Source organism: Halobacteriovorax sp. BALOs_7 (assembly GCF_003612895.1).
Classification (GTDB): domain Bacteria; phylum Bdellovibrionota; class Bacteriovoracia; order Bacteriovoracales; family Bacteriovoracaceae; genus Halobacteriovorax_A; species Halobacteriovorax_A vibrionivorans.
On the sequence record NZ_CP027772.1, the window covers coordinates 2,968,193 to 2,985,402 of the forward strand.

The window sequence follows — 17,210 nt, forward strand, 5'->3', positions numbered from 1 at the left end:
CTTAAACTTATTTAAAGTTCCTTAAAAAATTTCACAGCACTCTCAACGGCCTTCGCTCGATGAGAATTTTCATTCTTCCACTCTTCTAATTCAGCTACGGTCTTATTGGGAAAGGCTTTAGGGCAAAATACGGGATCGTAACCAAAGCCACCATCTCCCACATAACTATCTGAAATCTCACCTTCCATGCGCCCCTCAAAAAAATATATTTCCTCAGGTGAAATATAAAAACACAGTACACAAGTAAAGAAAGCTTCACGTTTTTCTTTGTCTAAAAGCTTCTCCAAAAGAAGCTCAGCTCTTTGTTTATCTGTTAAACCTTCTCCCCCAAAACGAGCAGAGAAAATTCCCAACTCATCAGGTAATGCCTCTACATTAATTCCGGAGTCATCTGCAAGAACAGGCTTTTTAAATTCTTCATAATATGCCTGTGCTTTTTTTAAGGCATTTTCTTGATAGGTTGTTCCATCTTCAACCACTTCTAATTTAGTTGGTGCTGCCTTTACGGTAACGTTACTATCTTTAAAAAGAATACCAAACTCTTCGGCCTTGTGGGCATTACCAGATGCAAGAATAAAGTTCATTACTGTCCTAAAGTTTCTTTTTGTTTTGCAAATACAATTTTTAATGACTCTGTTGCACAATCCATAAGAGCATCCATTTGTTCTCTTGAAAATGCCTGGCCTTCGGCCGTTCCTTGAACTTCAATAAACTTTCCAGACTCAGTCATAACAATATTCATATCTGTGTCACAACTTGAATCTTCTTCATAATTTAAATCAGCAATAATCTTACCTTCTTTATTAATTCCACAACTAATTGCTGCCAATGGTTCAATAATTGGACTTTCTTTTAAATCACCACTTGCAAGTAATGATTGAATTGCCAATTCAAGAGCAATAAAAGAGCCAGAGATAGAAGTTGTTCTTGTACCACCATCTGCAACCATTACGTCACAATCTAGCGTAATCATTCGCTCACCAAGTTTTTCAAGATCAACGACGGCCCTTAAGCTTCGTCCAATTAACCTTTGAATTTCCTGAGTTCGTCCTCCAATTTTAGAACGTTCACGTCTTGAGCGAGTATGAGTTGAACTTGGAAGCATTGAATATTCGGCCGTCACCCAACCTTTTCCACTGCCTTTCATCCACCTTGGAACATTATCTTCAATTGAAGCTGTAATATGAACTTTTGTGTTACCAAATTCAGCTAGTACAGAACCGGCTGCATAAGGGTTAATATTAATAGAAAAGTTAACTTCTCTTGGAGTAGAACGTTCGATTAGTGACATATTGAATACCTCTGATTTTATTAGTATTCTTCGATAATAACATAATGAGAAAGCCTATGAAACACTTACACTTTAAAGAACTTCCCTCTACCCAACTTAAAGCTATTGAATTAATTGAAGAACACAATTCAATTCTAATTAGCGCACAGAAGCAAACACAAGGAAGAGGTAGAAGAGATAATAATTGGGAAGATCTCGAAAATAGTCTAGCTTTCTCATTTAATATTAGCCCTACAGGTAAGCCTACTCTTCTGGCACTAGAAATTGCGATTACTCTTGCGAAGTATTTTGATGAAGATAATTTAAGTCTCAAATGGCCTAACGATATTTACAATGAAAAAGGAAAGAAGGTCATTGGAATCCTCGTAAATAAAGAGGGAGATGATTACATTATTGGTATTGGAATAAATTATGGCCCAGTTACGAAGTCCACTCATAATAACTATGGACAGCTAAAATCAGGTCACTTACTTAACGAAGAAGAGTACAAGACTCTACCGGAGCAAATTTATAAGTATATCTGTGAGAATCGATTAAACGATCATGACATTATCTCAAAATGGAGTCGATTAAGCTTTCATATCAATCAAAAATGTAAAGTTATTGACGGTGATGAGATTATCACTGGCACATTTGAAGGCATTGGTGAATATGGTGAAGCATTGATTAAAAACGGAGATAAAATAGAGAAAGCCTATACAGGCTCTCTCTTATTGGATTAGTTTTATTCTGAAATTGAAGTTAGAACTTTTTTTGAGATTGTCTTAAGTTCTTTTTTAATTAGGTTCTCTGCAAGATCTGGAACAATTTCCCAAATAATCTTCTCTAGGTTTTGTTCGCAATATTCTTTTGCATATTTTTCAATGATAGGTGCGACGTCAGCTCTTAATGAAGCTTTTAAGTCCTCCATATCAACACTTGGTGCCTGTTTTGATGCACCTTTATTAACAAGAGCTGTTGTTGTGCGCTCAAAAGAGAAATTATCATTCATTTCACTAGCATTAGAAACATCAATTTCGTGCTCATCTTCTTCTGGTGATGAAAATGCTTGAGAAACTTCTTCATCAACATCCCAAAGATTCTCATCTGCGATTTCTTGTGGGAAGTCATCTGATTCATCTGTAGCATCATCTTCAGCAGAAAGTTCTTCACTAGTATATTGAGATCGTGGCTCCTCAATAATAGGCTCTTCTTGAGGAAAGTCATCATCAAGCTCGTCATCGAGACTTCCAAAATAATTACTAACATCTAAAACTGTCGAAGCCGCCTCTTGATTTATATCTGGTGCTTCATTCTCAGAACTAATTTCTTGCCCTTCAATAACAGGAGGCAGAGAATCAAAATCACCTGTTACATCGCTACCTTTTAAATTTGTTGGATCAAAGCCCCAACCGTCTAACTCAGAGCTTAAATCTGAAGGATCGATTGTTTCTTCATTTTCTAGAGAATCAATATCTTGCTTATCATCGAGGTGAAACTCACCTGTCTGATCTTCTTCTTCAAACTCACCTTGAGTCGTATCGACACCCCAACCAGAGAAGTTATCATCCTCAGAGTCTTCCTGAGAAAACTCTTCGCTATCTTCAATTGGCTGTTCATCAGAAACACCATTTTCAATTAAGTCATTACATAAATTGATAAACTTTTCAGTTTCGAAAGGCTTTACAACTTTGTCTGAATATCCGCTACTACGTAGCTTCTCTTCATCAATGATATCAAATGTCCCTAGCATTGCGAGAATAGGAGTTTGTGAAAACCTCTCTCGAACTTTCCGACCAAGGCCATAACCGTCATCAGCAAGACCAAAGTCTAATAAAATCAAATCAAAGTCTTCACTTTGGTTGAAAATATCCTCTTCATCCAATACAGGAGTAAGCTCAAAGTCTTGGCTTGCAAATGTAATTTTGATTACTTTTTGAATCGTCTGACTATCGTCAGCAACTAATACCTTTCTACTCATATAAAACCTCAATATATTGTTACGCAAAAAATCCAGCTAAGCAAGTATTGAGTTTTACTAGGATTATTTAATTATATTATAAAATTGAGAAAATAATGGCCGACTGATTGTCTAAATTACCTTTTCGATTAGCAAAATTAAAAAGGCCGTCGATTTGAGTCACTTCATCAGGACCCAATTCTTGAACAACACGTTTTATATCATTTAATGAAAGGCTTCCATAAACCCCATCCGATAGAAGAATTACTTTATCATGTGGCATTACATTTACTTCCCATATTTTTGGAGAAATCTCTTCATAGAGCCCCAATGCAACAAGAGGAAATGTACTTTTATGATGAGTATTATCTGAAGTTGATATTTGAGTTGGTGAATCTGGTGCGCTGATTTGTGATAAAGCACCGTCTCGATATAAAAGTGCAACGCAATTGCCACATGAAACAACAGATAGAATATTTTCCGATAACATTGTTAATGCAACCGAAACACCACCTTTATCCTTCATCTCTTTCTTCTTATTAATGGCCATTAAGTTTTTATGAGCAATCATTATGGCATTCACTAATGCATTAGTCTCTAAAACATATTGAGGTGAATAAAAATAAGGCATCGTTGCATTTGGATCACCTGATAACTTTGTAAAATAGTTTTCAATCGATTTAGTCACTGATTCGAGGTTTAAATCAGAAATCCCACTTCCACCAAAGCCATCAAAAACACCAAATATTTTCTGCTTTAAATTAATATAGGTACTATCTTCATTTAGATTTAAATATGGCCCTTGATGTGTGCGAGCAAAAAAGCTTTCAAGTTCTCTCATAAGTTTTTTAACCTTTTAGAGGCTTTGATATAATACTCATTATCTACAGGTGAGATTTGTTGAACTTCCTGAAACTTCTCTCTGGCCTCTTCAAAAGCACCTAGTGATTCAGAGACAAGACCCTGTCGATAAACTTTACGGGCACGTTCAGTAAGTATCTCATTAATATCATCAAGCTCATTTTGAGCATCAATCTCATTTGGGTTGTATTGCAGAACTTCTTTAAAGACTTCATAAGAAGCTTTTAAGTCCTCAGCTTCTTTTAAGGATCTTGCTTTACCCAATAAAGGTCCAGTAATATTTTTCAAATTTTGTCGTGATTTCTTTAACATATCGACTGCCTTCTTCATTAAATCTTCGTCGATATTTTTTTCACTTATAAACAATTCAAGTGCATTCACAGCTTTAAACCACTCTTCTTGTAAGAATAATTTCTCACCTGGCCTTAATGCGTCGACCATTCTTTGTCTTTCTGCCTTCTTTTGGGCCTCTTCTAATTCTTTTCGATTCTTCTCTTTTACATATGCATTTATTTCTAACTCTAAATTTGCAACATCATAATTATCTGGATCAAGCTCCTTAATTTGCTGAAAGAGTCCTCTTGCTAAAGTGACATTCTTTTCTTTTACAGCTGCTTGAGCTTTTTCTAACAATTTATCAACTTTGGCCTTTATAAGTTGTCTTTTTTCTTCGGCCCTTCTTTCTTGCTCAGCTTTTTCAAGCTCTGCATATTTATCTTTTGCTAACTGATAGAAAGTTTGTGCCTGCTTATAGTCTTTTGTGATTAAGAAAAGTTTTTCAAATTCTGTAATTGCTCGTACAACATTTCCTTCGTTAGCGTAGCGAGTGGCAAGTTGGTATAAAGCTTCTGCTTTTTCTTGTTGTTCTTTAGTTAGTTTCTTATCGACAGATGTAACAACTGCTTTCTTTTTTTGCTCTTGAGCTTGCTTGTCCTTAGCACTCTTTTTCTGTTGAGGCTCGCTATCAGGAAATAAAAACATATAAACCCCTAACAATACGACAGTATAAATTAGGACTTTTTTACGTTTTTCCGGATCTTTTAATATTTTTTTGATGATTGATTTTTCTTCCGTATCATCAGGCATATCAGATAATTCAAGATCACCTAAATCGTCATCATCTGAAACTTCAACAACTTCCTCGATTTCGATTTCCTGATTATCTTCAACTGGCATCAGCATATCCTGCTGACTTTTAATGAAGTCACTTGCAATTTTTACAGTGAACGTCGTTGAACCAATAATAAATTCATCACCATTGGTGATTTCTTTTTGATTTATCCTCTTTCCGTTAAGAATTGTACCGTTAGCAGATTGTAAATCTTCAAGAACACAAGTAATTCTATTCTTACGTATAACTGCGTGTACTGATGAAACCTCAGGGTCACTTAAGACAATTTGACATTTATTTGGGTCTCTTCCAATAAATGTTTCAGCTTGGTCGAGATTAAAGTGATCGTAAGGAACATCCTCACCAAATAACTCTAATATAAAATTTGCAAACCCACTAAATACTTGTGTCTTATCACCAGCATCATCATCTAGTGTGTCGATATCGTAATTTTGATCACCATACTCGTCATTATATTCTTCTGAATAACCATCATCCTGAAAGTCACCAAATCCTTCTTCTTGATTTCCATCCATCTGAAAATCGTCAGAAGGTGCATCACTTTCAAAAGAGTCATTAAAGTCATCTTGAACTTGTTCCTGAAAGTCTTCTTGAACTGGCCCTTCATCGTTTAAGTCAAACTCTTGAGTTTGGGCATCATCCTCAATTTCTCCATTTTCAGGGTTATCCATAACAGAAGTTTCATCTTCTTCTTCCACAATTGGAATATCCACTTCGTCATCAAGTTCTGCTGGAGTGTCATTTACGTCTTGATGATCGTGCAACTCTGCAACATCATTTACAACATTGGCCTCTAATTCTGTAAATGTTATTCGATAATCTTTACAAACAATAAAATAATTACTCTTAACTTCAACTTCAGAGTCAAACATAGGAGTGTTATTTAGCAATATCGTATCGTAATCTGATAGTTTTTTAATAGTCCAAGAAACACCATTATAATTCAAGCTGGCCAATTGACGGGAAACTTGTGGATCTTCAAGTTTTACCTGAGCATCATCAGATCTTCCGATTAAAAAAGACGCACTTTGGCCTAAGATTACTTGGTCAGTAAACTCGTAGTTATTTAAAATTGTTCCATTTTTAGAAACAGTAATTATCACTCTTTTTCATCCCAAGTTTTTCGGCCATATCTTCAACGTTCTTTTTGGCCTCAATAAAACGCTCATCTGTTTTATATTCAATTAATAATTTATAAATTGCACAATATGTCCCTAGGGCCCTTGAATATTTAAGTGAATCTTTGTTCTTAGTTGCTTGATCAAACATATCTTTAATCTTTTCATCAAGTCTTTGTTTAGCAATATTCAAGTGGTATGCAGCTTCACCATCATTTGGATCCAAGGTTAAGGCAAGATTAAACTCTTGCATGGCCCTAAAATAGTTTCCTTCTCGCGCCTCACGTCTTCCACGATGGATATAAGCTTCTACTTTTTCTTTAACCTCTAAGTCTTCTTTATATTGAATCCCTGTGTTTTTATTACTCGACTCAATTACGGTACTTCCTGTTTTATTTGATTTTGCTTTCTTTACCTGTTCAGTATCTCCATCCATAAAGAAAAAGATCAACATAATTGCAGCTAGGCCATATATAAGCTTTTTTCTTTTTGCTTCTTTACTATCAACTTTCTTCTTTTTTGGCTTAGTCTTTTTTACCTCTTCCTCTTCTTCCTCGTCTTCTTCATCCTCATCTTCGAACTCAACTAATGCTTTTTCTTCTTTAACCTCTAGGAAGGAGTATTTAAATACAGTTGAACCAATAATGATTTTATCGCCAGACTTTAACTTATGTTGAGTAACCTTAAGATCATTTACCATAACCCCGTTCTGTGACTTTAAATCAGTTAACGTGTATTCATTATTAACTCGAGTCAATTCAACATGCTCTCGTGAGGCCTGTGTATCTAGTACTTGAACATCATTTGAACTCAGACGGCCAAGCACAACGCGCTTACCATTAAGGTAATAACAAATTCCCTTATTCTTTCCTGTCATGCAGATAATACGGTGGTATTTCCCAGCACTTTCAGGAGCAGATAAATTTTTTGTCATCCTTATAGCAGCGACCATTCTTTATTAATCCTCTTTAATTAGTGTAACATAGAACGCTTTTGCATAATTATCTCGTCCTATCAAACTCGTTACATAAATATTATAGTAGTGCCCTGATAGCTCATATTCACCTTTTTGAGATGTTCCACCATTATCTGCAGATGCATCACAAAGCTCTATAATTGTAGCTGCAAAGCCTTTTTCTCTGGCAACATCCAATAGACTCATCCCTTCTGATGAGCTTCCTCGAATCGCTGTAATATCTTCTGCCAGCGTATTTATATGTGCCAAGTTTTTTTGCGAATCTAATACAATAACAGCGCCATGTGCTCCTTGCATAAATTCATATAAATTTGCGACATAAGTCTCATCACTCTCAAGTTCATCAAAGCTCATGTCATCATCAGTTTTTTGTAATTCTCTAATTCGTTGTATCATTGAATTAATTGAAGATCGTAATGGATCAATCTCTTCCCATAAATAACTACTTTCGATACTCTTTCTCGTACCACGTAGAGCCTCTTCAATTTGAAATCTCATTTCATCAAAATGACGAATCGTCATATAGTAAACAATTGCAAAAAATACGATTGAAGCTATAAATGATGTAATTAGTGCTTCAAGATATGCCACTCGGCTTTTTGATGCTTCATCAGCAATTGATGATGGTTTAAATCGAATCGCAATAACACCAACGACATCAAGCATACCGGTTTTAACGTTTGTCGCTTTGATTTTCTGACCAATTCCAATTTCACCATTTGCAAGTCTTCTTACGATTGGTAGGTCACCATCATTCTTCTTTGTTCTCTCGGCCCATTCTCTAACCTGCACAGAGAATGAGTCATCGATGTACATATTAAGTTTTGTTAAAGGCCTAACGATTCGTCCATCAATATCAAAAAGGTCATAAGAGACAACACCGTTATTACCTTGCTCCATAAACTTCGTATCAACACGATCTAGATCTTTTCTGGCCAAAGCTCCACGATTTAATCTTTTGATTTCATCGGCATAATGAGCACCACGCTTTGCAACCTCCATTAGAAGTAGACTTTGTGATGTTTTCATTACTGGGAAAATTGTTAAGGTAACCGTAACAAGAACAAAAAGAGCCAGTAAAATACCTGTGAGTACACGCCATTCATATTCTTCATTAATTCCATGAACAACAGGCATTAAACGATATTTAAATAACCAAATAACCTTTCCAAAAATATTTTCAGGCATTTCACCACCTGAAATATATGTTGGTTCATCATCTTCTTCGTGTGTTTCTACACGCTTTTTAATTATCTTTTTCTTTTCTTTAACATAGACAACTTGAAGGATTGAATCTGGAAGAGCGATCTTATCCCCATTTTTTACAGTTGCTCGCTTAATTGCCTTCCCATTAATGAAAGTACCATTTGAACTTCCCAAGTCTTTAACAAAGGCAACATCTTGAGTTACTGTTACTGATAGGTGCTTTTTAGAGACACCATTAACAGGAAAGTGTACATCACACTCCTCACTTCTTCCTAGAGTGTTTTCACCTTCTTCTAACTTATATTCTGTACCACGTAGCTTTCCTGCTACTACAACTAACTTGTACATATATCTAAATGATCCCCTTCTTTTACCTCTAATGGAAGTTGTCCATTGGCCAGTTCAAGAACTCTACATGCCTTAAAAACAATTTGTGTATGTCTCCAAGGTTTTAAACCTCTATATATTTTTATAATTTCATTTTTTCGATTAAAGAAAACAACATCAATTTTATAATTCATGAAGCAGGTATGGATTGCGTTTGTTCCGTAGAAAATCATTCCATCAAATCCATCCATACGATCTGAGAACATTAATCCTTTTAATTTTTTAAAGAATGAATCTGCAACGATTGCATTGTTACAAATTTGATACTGGCCACAGGTAATCTTCATTAATTACCTCCAACAAGATCTACGATTAAAGGAGCAAAGATCATTAAAAGAACAGAAGGAACAATAAATGCCATCATTGGAAATAGAATTTTTGTTGCTGCAGTAGCACCTTCTTTTTCTATTTGTGCTGATTTCTTTTGTCTAATCTCAACGGATAGTGCTTTAAGGATAGGTCCGATTGATGCACCAACAGAATCAGCAGCAATCAAAGTAGCACAAAATGAAGATATTTGAATGAGGTCTACACGCCAGGCCATATTCCTTAGGGCCTCTGCTCGACTCGCACCAATTTTAGTTTCCTTTAAAAATATTTCAAACTCTTGTGTTAATGGGCCCGGCTTTGCTTTATCTACAACTTTCGTCATGGCAGCGACGAAATCAAGTCCTGCTTCAACTGACAGGGCCAACATATCAACGGAAAAAGGCATCCCTGAAATAATGTCTTTTTGTCTTTGATCAATCTTTCCCTTGATCCAGATATCTGGATATACAAAACCAACTGCTGCAACAACCGGAATTAACGAAAGCTGCCAATCAGCATCCATAAACTCTCTAACGCCTAGAAATACAATTGGGAATCCTATAATTAGGAAAAGCTTAAATGCATAAAAATCTTCAGTTGTAAGAACTTCAGTTAAACCAGCACTTGCTAGCTTTCTACGATATTTTTCTTTTATCTTCTTTTTGTTCTTCATTGAAGAAACAATGGGAGAAATGTAGCGTTTAAAAAATGGCCTTGAATATTGTAGAACAATACCGTGTTTTTTAAATTCATCCTGTTTCTTCGAATCACCTTCTTCAAGCTTTTGTGCCGCCTGGAAAGAGTCATTATCTTGAAACATCATTTGGGTAACAATGTAGACAGCAATCCCAATGAGAATGATAGAAGACCACATAAGAAGTTGTGAACTCTTAAACAGTTCAGCACCTTGAAGATAATCACACGCATTACGCTCACCATTTTGACAGGCTTGTTGTATTATCTTTTTCCCTTCTTTAGGGTAATTGATTCCATCTTGTTTAAAGTTTTTTCCAGTAAAGTTTTGATAAAGAAGACCTAATTCAAAACAACTTGCTTGCGCGCCTTTATCACAAGACTCTTTAAGAAGAGCAGCAAAGTCTCGTTGCGAGTAATCACTATATGTTTGGGCACTGACATCAAAAGATGTAAATGTCGTAACCACATAGAAAATAAGTAAAGTTATGAGACCTTTAGTCATAACATAAGAATATCAAAAATAATTGATTTCAAGCAGTTAGAGGCAATTATGGCCAGTTGAGTTAGGCCGAGAAAAACTATGCCTGACTAACCTGCTCAACGAGATTATGATTCTCCGCTGTTCCTACCTGACCTGCGACATCAGGAATATAAATAGGAGAATAATTTGAAAGATACTTCTTCTTAAGTTCAAGAATTCGTTCATATCGACTCGAAACTTCCTGCGGAGTAAATTCCCCACTATTAACGGCATCCTTCACATACTCATATGCACTACGACAAGCTTCAAATGAACGATATTCAATAAGATCAGCACCGGCCTTAAGTGCTTTTAGAGCAGCTTCACCAAGAGAGAGATCTTCAGAAATGGCCTTCATTTCCATATCATCGGTAATGATCACTTTTTTGAATTTAAGTTCTTCTCTAATAAGCTCATAGGCCTTAGGAGAAAATGTACATATATTTTCTTGATCAATTGAATCAACTTTAAGGTGCGCCATCATTACCATGTCAACTCTTGCTTTTACCGCTTTAACAAATGGTATAAATTCTTGCTCTCTTAATTGATCCAGTGATTTATTTACTATAGGAAGTTTAAAATGCGAATCCTCTAGAGTATCACCATGTCCGGGGAAATGTTTTGCACAAGACATAATTCCAGAAGTCTGCTGTCCCCTAATCATTGCAGAAATATACTTACTAACATCATCAGCATTCTTACCAAATGCACGATCACCAATGACACTATTTTTAGGATTTGTAAAAATATCACAAACAGGCCCTAAATTGAGGTTTACACCACAACTTAATAATTCATTAGACATTAATTGAGAGATTTCAAAACAAAGCTTTGGAGACTCTTTCTTAGTAACATCTAACATAGAAGGGATTTTAGTAAATCCTTCTTTAAAGCGTTGAACACGACCACCTTCATGATCAGTAGCGATAAAAAGAGGATAGTTATCACGTAGTGATTGAATATTATTAACAAGCTCTGCTAATTGTGCAGGAGATTCATAGTTATGTGAAAAAAGAATAACACCACCGATATTTTCTTTTTGAATAAACTGTTCTTCTTCAGCACTAAGCTGCTTACCTGAAATACCAGTTATAAATAATTGACCTAAATCTTTATTCATGTGCGTTTGCCTTTTTTAGTTCTTAAGTTTTGGATCTAAGTAATCTCTCAGACCATCACTAAATAGGTTTAATGAAATTATTAAACCAGTCATTAGTAAACTTGTAACAATAACAACGTGAGGCGCTTCAAGTAGTACAAGTTTGGCCATTGCCAAAATTGCTCCCCAAGAATACTCGCTAGCACCCAAGCCTAGAAAACCTAAACTTGCTTCACTTATTATAACCCCACTTATCCCTAAGACAAAGTGTATCGAAATTACAGGTATAATACTTGGTAAAATTGACTTATAAAATAAACGAAATTCACCTACACCAATTGCACGTGCACTTTCTACATAACCTAAATTAAGAACTCTCATCGTTTCACCACGGGCGATTCGCGCATAGCCTGGCCAAGACGTAAATATTAAACATAGCACTAATCCTGAGAAAGATTGTCCAGAAAAAGACATTACAAGAATTGCTAGCAGAATACTTGGGAAAATGAATATTAAGTTAGTTAACATATCCATTATTTCAGAAATAAACTTTATTCTAATTGCAGAAAGATAACCAATTACAATTCCAATAATGCAAGAGCTGATACTAATCAGTAAAGAGATACCAACTGTATATATCAGGCCAACACTTAATACTTTAAATAAGCTTCGACCATTAATATCAGTACCTAAAATATAGTCATGACTAAAAGGAGAAAATAACTCGTGTGAGATAATACTTTCAGGAATATAACTTCCACCATGAGTCATTAACCAACCAAAGGCCCAAAGAATATATAAAGATAAAATTGCACCACCAATTATCATTTCTTTATTAATTCTTCTTGTATGCTTTTTAGAACTCATTATGCAATCCTCGGATCAAGCTTCTCATTCACATAATCAACCATTACGTATACAAGCATATAAATTACAGTTGAATAAGCAATGACTCCTTGGACAAGCGGATAATCGCGATTATTTATTGCTTCAAATAGTAATGAGCCAAGTCCTGGAATATCAAAAATTGTTTCCGTGATTACTGTTCCAGCTAAAACGACTGACAACTGGATTGCTACAACATTTAAAATTGTTGGCATACATATCTTTATTAAGCGATAAATCACGGCCCTACTTGAAAGACCTTTTGCGTTTAATACTAGAACCCATAATTGAGACTCTTCTTCGAGATACTTATTTCGCATTACTCTTACAATAACTGATGATAGTGGAAGAACAAGTGTTACAACAGGAATTACCATATGTTTGTAAGACAACCACTGTGATACGGGAAATATTCCAAGCCAAATTGAGAATACTAATACCAACATTGGTGCTAAAGAAAATATAGGAAATGAAAGTAAAGTTAGAGTTAAAACTCTTATTGAGGTATCTGGAAGTTTTGATTTTTTCACCGCTGCAACAACACCTACAATTACTCCAATAGGTGTCGCTAGAATAATTGATATTAGAGCAAGAACGAGTGTTGGGGATAAGTGTTCTTGAATTAAATTAACAACAGGCTTTTTCTTAACATAAGACTTACCCAAATCGAAAGTAAGAATTCCTTCAGCGAAGTCTACATATTGTGCAGGAATACTTTTATCTAAACCAAAGTCAGCTCTTACCTTTTGGACTTCTTCGACTTTAGCCTCAGGACCCAAAAGTCTTTCGACAGGATCACCCGGTGTTAATCTAAGTGCAAAAAAGATTGTTGTAATGGCAAAAAATAATGTCAGTAATGACTTTAAAAATAATTTCATTCAATAATCTCTTTTGTTAATCCCTGCGCTGCCCAGTAATGGCCGACAAGGTTTAGATTCTTATTCAAGGTATAAACAATTGATTGTCCTCCCACCGAAAGAAGGAATCGATAATTGCCTTTCTTATCAAAACTATCAAAAGTTAAAACAGCTTTAGAAACAATTTCTTTAGGCATATTGATATATTGTTCTTGAAAGTATGGGTAGCTTTCCCAAAGGACATGAAAAGACATATCACCATTTCTTTTCTCAATTGCTTTACTTATAAAGCCAGAGATCTTCGCACATTCAATTAAGTTTGAATAAAAGCATAGAGCTTTTATATCATCTGTAAATTTATATCTCTTTTGACCAAGCCACTTATATTCTGGAGAATTTAAATTATAAACAATCTCTCTTCTTCTCCAGTCCACCTTACCTCTTACAGTATAAGTATCCTTATTTAAATAATATGTTGATTCGTATTCAAAAGGTGCCAAGAACTCAACCTTGGGCATGATTTCTCTTTTCTTAGAAATTGTTATAGTTTTTTCAAATGCATTATTCTCATTATGCATTGATACAACTTCAATTTTTTTGATAAAACTATTGTTTTTTCCAAAGCCTGTCCTAGTCTTAACTAGATACTCACCACTTACTTCGACTTGTTTAAAACGAATCTCAGCAGGTTTAAGTTCAACGCTTTTTTCTGAGCTCATAAGTGAGCAAGATGTAATAAAGAATAAGTTTATAAGGACTAGAAGTCGTAACATGGACTACTCCTGAGACTGTTGATTTATATACTTATTAAATTCCTCATCAAGTGAAGTTAAAATAATAGACTTGTCATCTAACTCATCTAGGTAATTCTTTAAGTCCTCACCTGCTTCAAAGTGAACACCAATTTTTTTCATAGGAATATTATCGAGTCTAAAATTCACATAGTCGATATCATAAACCTTTTGAATATTTTTAATATCAAATGACTTTTTCTCTAATACTAAAGTACCAATAGAGAATCGCTTATTTTCGTAGTTCTTAAAATCTTGCAATGACATTACAAATGAGGCACCAGAATTTGAGACATCAACTAATTTAGCTCCCCTAAACTCTGGGAAATCATCTAAGCTACTTGAGAAGTCTTTAATAAAAGATTCTTCTTTATTCTTTGCCTTATTGAAGTGAAGGATATTATCTGGCCCTTCGTTTTGAACCTCTTCATCGATGACATCAAAGTATAAATATGAAGAAGTCATATAAGAAACATTAAATCTCATATCTTCTCTTCTCTCGCTTCGGTAAACCTTACCTTTTAAAGTAATTCGATCAGAGTCTATTTCTCCTTTGAAGAAATAGCTCATTTGTCGAAGCGTAAATGTCGCCATCACTTCACCCTGAATATGGACGCCTTCTTCAACGGTAAGAACGTTACCATCAATTCCATTAATTAGAACAGAAGAGACCTGTTGTGAATTGGTCCAAATTTTCAGTTTATTTTTTGTGGCAACAAGCTCTCTGATTTTTAAATTTATATCAGAGAGCTCTAATTCGATGAATAGTTTTTCAGAATTCAAAATATAACCTATGCCTAATTAAGAAAGAGTCGCAACTTGCTTAAGCAGGTCAATTGACTCAAGTGCCTTACCACATCCACGAACTACACATGTAAGAGGATCTTCAGCAAGAGCAACAGGTAGTCCTGTTCTTTCTTTAATAAGTACATCTAGGTTAGCAAGAAGTGATCCACCACCAGCTAGGATGATTCCGTTATCAACGATATCAGCTGCAAGCTCAGGAGGTGTTTTCTCTAATGAAGTTTTAATTGCTTCAACAACTTCAGCAATAGGATCAGAAAGTGCATCTCTAATCTCATCCGAAGTAACCTCAATAATTTTCGGAGCTCCAGCGACAAGGTCACGCCCCTTAACTTCATATGTTCTTACTTCATCATCAAAAGGATATGCATTACCAATCGACATTTTGATTTGCTCTGCAGTTCTTTCACCAATTAATAATGAATACTTTTTCTTAATGTATGAAGCAATTGCCTCATCAAATTTATCACCTGCTACTCTTTCTGATTGTGAGTAAACAATCCCACCTAAAGAGATAACGGCAACTTCAGTAGTACCACCACCGATATCAACAATCATATTCCCTGATGGTTCAGTAATTGGAAGTCCTGCACCAATTGCAGCAGCCATCGGCTCTTCAATAAGATAAACTTCTCTTGCACCAGCCTGCTCAGCTGATTCTTTTACTGCGCGTTTTTCAACTTGAGTAATACCAAATGGAATACAAATGATAATTCTAGGTTTTACTAACTTAGAACCTGATAGTGATTTTTGGATGAAATACTTAAGCATGGCACCTGTTACTTCAAAGTCAGCAATAACACCGTCTCTCATTGGACGGATCGCTTGAATTGAACCAGGTGTACGACCAAGCATTTGCTTTGCTTCTGCACCGACAGCAAGAACTTTTGATCCAGTTCCCTTATATCCTTGGTGAACAGCAACAACTGAAGGTTCATTAACAATGATCCCTCTATCTTTTGCGTAAACTAGAATGTTTGCAGTCCCTAAATCAATTGCTAAATCGTTTGAGAAGAAATTAAAAAATTGCTTTAACATTTCATATTCCTTTATAAAATTTTACCAATGATAATGTCTGATATTCTCACCGCGCTCAGCAATGTCTGCCATAGCTTCAATCCCTAATTCAATGTGAATATCTGTATACTTTCTGAAGACTGATTTAGCAGACTTCTTCGTTTTAATACCATCTTTAGTCATTGGACAATCGGAGATTAAAAGTAGTGCTCCAATATTTACCTTACTAACAAAACAAGAAACAAAAAGTGCCGCTGTTTCCATTTCAACTGCTAAAACTCTTTGCTCGATTAATCGTTCTTTGAAGCGATCATCAAACTCCCAAAAACGGTAATCTGTAGAGTGGATCGTTCCAGTACGGTAATCGTGTCCATGTTCTAATAATATTTGAGAAACAAATTTTTGTACTTTAAATGTTGGAAGGGCAGGAACTTCCCTAGGAAGAAAGTGCTCAGTAACACCTTCTGCTCGAATCGAGGCAATAGGTAGAACAAAGTCACCAACTTTAAGTGATGGGTGCACTGAACCAGCTAATCCTAAAAACAGAACGGCCTTCGGTTGAATTACTGAAATTAATTCACCAATTAATGCGGCCATTGCAGCACCAACACCAAACTCAATAATTGTTACTTTGGCTTTCTTTGAACTCGATGCCTTAAATGCAGAACCCTGCGTATAAATATGATCATCTAATAGTGCATTAAATCTTTCTACGTAGTAGTGAAAGTTCGTAAGAATAATCTGTTGCTGAAAATCACCAAAATCATGGCCCGTATAACGCTCGAGCATATCAATTGCAATCTTACGCTTGTCTTCATTCCAATGAATTCTTCTGGCACGAAGGGCAGCCTTCTTCATCTCTAGGTTTGCACCTAAATCTGTAGTATCCCTTTTTGACTTTATTGATAGTTCATCTACAAATGCAGACGATAAACTAGGCTTACTACTCTTAGTAGAAGTTTTCTTACGTGAAGTTTTTTTCTTTACAACTTTTTTCTTAGTTGCTTTTTTAGCGGCTTTTTTGCCAACTTTTTTCTTAGAAGTGGCAGTCGCCTTCTTCTTTGAAGCTGTTTTTTTCTTTGCAGCGCACATTCCATTACACCTTTTAATAGCAATCCATTTGCTTATATTATGTAAAATGTACCATTTAGGTCGTTTTATTGACAACTAATAAAAACATTTAGGGACAAAGCTCCCCTTCAAATCAGTGAAAATGGTACTTAGTACTTGTCAAAATCATTATTTTTAACTAGTATAACTGAACTATTTTCTAACACTACGCAAAAGGAAAAATTATGGGTGCAGGTAGAAAGAAGACTATT

17 protein-coding genes are annotated in these 17,210 nt (G+C 35.3%); 1 reads left to right on the forward strand and 16 read right to left on the reverse strand.

All coding sequences use genetic code 11. The features are described from left to right. Positions 1-11: 11 nt before the first annotated feature. The gene (gene rdgB / locus BALOs_RS14090; protein WP_120405560.1) at positions 12-584 is read right to left on the reverse strand and encodes an RdgB/HAM1 family non-canonical purine NTP pyrophosphatase; all 573 of its coding nucleotides are present in this window, start codon (positions 582-584) and stop codon (positions 12-14) included. After that, the gene (gene rph / locus BALOs_RS14095) at positions 584-1,291 is read right to left on the reverse strand and encodes a ribonuclease PH (protein WP_114705819.1); all 708 of its coding nucleotides are present in this window, start codon (positions 1,289-1,291) and stop codon (positions 584-586) included. Before rph ends, rdgB begins: the two co-directional genes overlap by 1 nt. Before the next feature lie 56 nt (positions 1,292-1,347). On the opposite strand from rph, the gene BALOs_RS14100 reads away from it, so the two are divergent. After that, on the forward strand, positions 1,348-2,013 hold the full coding sequence (locus BALOs_RS14100; protein ID WP_158536774.1) for a biotin--[acetyl-CoA-carboxylase] ligase: 666 nt from the start codon (positions 1,348-1,350) through the stop codon (positions 2,011-2,013). Between the two features lie 2 nt (positions 2,014-2,015). Here BALOs_RS14100 and BALOs_RS14105 read toward each other — a convergent pair whose 3' ends face one another. The 14 genes from BALOs_RS14105 to BALOs_RS14170 all read right to left on the reverse strand — a co-directional run bounded on the left by BALOs_RS14105 (position 2,016) and on the right by BALOs_RS14170 (position 16,980). Next, on the reverse strand, positions 2,016-3,251 hold the full coding sequence (locus tag BALOs_RS14105; RefSeq protein ID WP_120405561.1) for a response regulator: 1,236 nt from the start codon (positions 3,249-3,251) through the stop codon (positions 2,016-2,018). A gap of 76 nt (positions 3,252-3,327) precedes the next feature. Beyond that, entirely contained in the window at positions 3,328-4,071 is a 744-nt protein-coding gene (locus BALOs_RS14110) for a PP2C family serine/threonine-protein phosphatase (protein ID WP_120405562.1), read from the reverse strand. Beyond that, a complete protein-coding gene (locus BALOs_RS14115; protein ID WP_120405563.1) occupies positions 4,068-6,326 on the reverse strand; it encodes an FHA domain-containing protein in 2,259 nt (752 codons plus the stop codon). The genes BALOs_RS14110 and BALOs_RS14115 overlap by 4 nt, the downstream gene beginning before the upstream one ends. Further along, positions 6,307-7,275: an FHA domain-containing protein gene (locus BALOs_RS14120; protein WP_158536775.1), complete on the reverse strand. Its 969-nt coding sequence runs from the start codon at positions 7,273-7,275 to the stop codon at positions 6,307-6,309. The genes BALOs_RS14115 and BALOs_RS14120 overlap by 20 nt, the downstream gene beginning before the upstream one ends. Before the next feature lie 24 nt (positions 7,276-7,299). Beyond that, entirely contained in the window at positions 7,300-8,871 is a 1,572-nt protein-coding gene (locus BALOs_RS14125; RefSeq protein WP_114705825.1) for an FHA domain-containing protein, read from the reverse strand. After that, entirely contained in the window at positions 8,859-9,197 is a 339-nt protein-coding gene (locus BALOs_RS14130; protein WP_120405564.1) for a DUF192 domain-containing protein, read from the reverse strand. Before BALOs_RS14130 ends, BALOs_RS14125 begins: the two co-directional genes overlap by 13 nt. Further along, positions 9,197-10,417 carry a type II secretion system F family protein gene (locus BALOs_RS14135; protein WP_114705827.1) on the reverse strand — a complete coding sequence of 407 codons (1,221 nt, stop codon included), beginning with the start codon at positions 10,415-10,417 and terminating at the stop codon, positions 9,197-9,199. Before BALOs_RS14135 ends, BALOs_RS14130 begins: the two co-directional genes overlap by 1 nt. A 76-nt stretch (positions 10,418-10,493) precedes the next feature. Further along, positions 10,494-11,555, reverse strand: a complete 1,062-nt coding sequence (gene nagZ / locus BALOs_RS14140) for a beta-N-acetylhexosaminidase (protein ID WP_120405565.1) — start codon at positions 11,553-11,555, stop codon at positions 10,494-10,496. Between the two features lie 15 nt (positions 11,556-11,570). Continuing rightward, the gene (locus tag BALOs_RS14145; RefSeq protein ID WP_120405566.1) at positions 11,571-12,401 is read right to left on the reverse strand and encodes an ABC transporter permease; all 831 of its coding nucleotides are present in this window, start codon (positions 12,399-12,401) and stop codon (positions 11,571-11,573) included. After that, on the reverse strand, positions 12,401-13,297 hold the full coding sequence (locus BALOs_RS14150; RefSeq protein ID WP_114705830.1) for an ABC transporter permease: 897 nt from the start codon (positions 13,295-13,297) through the stop codon (positions 12,401-12,403). Before BALOs_RS14150 ends, BALOs_RS14145 begins: the two co-directional genes overlap by 1 nt. Further along, positions 13,294-14,049: a hypothetical protein gene (locus tag BALOs_RS14155; protein ID WP_114705831.1), complete on the reverse strand. Its 756-nt coding sequence runs from the start codon at positions 14,047-14,049 to the stop codon at positions 13,294-13,296. The genes BALOs_RS14150 and BALOs_RS14155 overlap by 4 nt, the downstream gene beginning before the upstream one ends. Before the next feature lie 3 nt (positions 14,050-14,052). Then, positions 14,053-14,850, reverse strand: coding sequence for a hypothetical protein (locus BALOs_RS14160; RefSeq protein ID WP_120405567.1), 798 nt, complete (start codon positions 14,848-14,850; stop codon positions 14,053-14,055). 18 nt (positions 14,851-14,868) lie between these two features. Continuing rightward, a complete protein-coding gene (locus tag BALOs_RS14165) occupies positions 14,869-15,909 on the reverse strand; it encodes a rod shape-determining protein (protein ID WP_021266421.1) in 1,041 nt (346 codons plus the stop codon). Positions 15,910-15,930: 21 nt separating this feature from the next. Further along, the gene (locus BALOs_RS14170) at positions 15,931-16,980 is read right to left on the reverse strand and encodes an AMP nucleosidase (RefSeq protein ID WP_114705833.1); all 1,050 of its coding nucleotides are present in this window, start codon (positions 16,978-16,980) and stop codon (positions 15,931-15,933) included. Positions 16,981-17,210 lie beyond the last annotated feature (230 nt).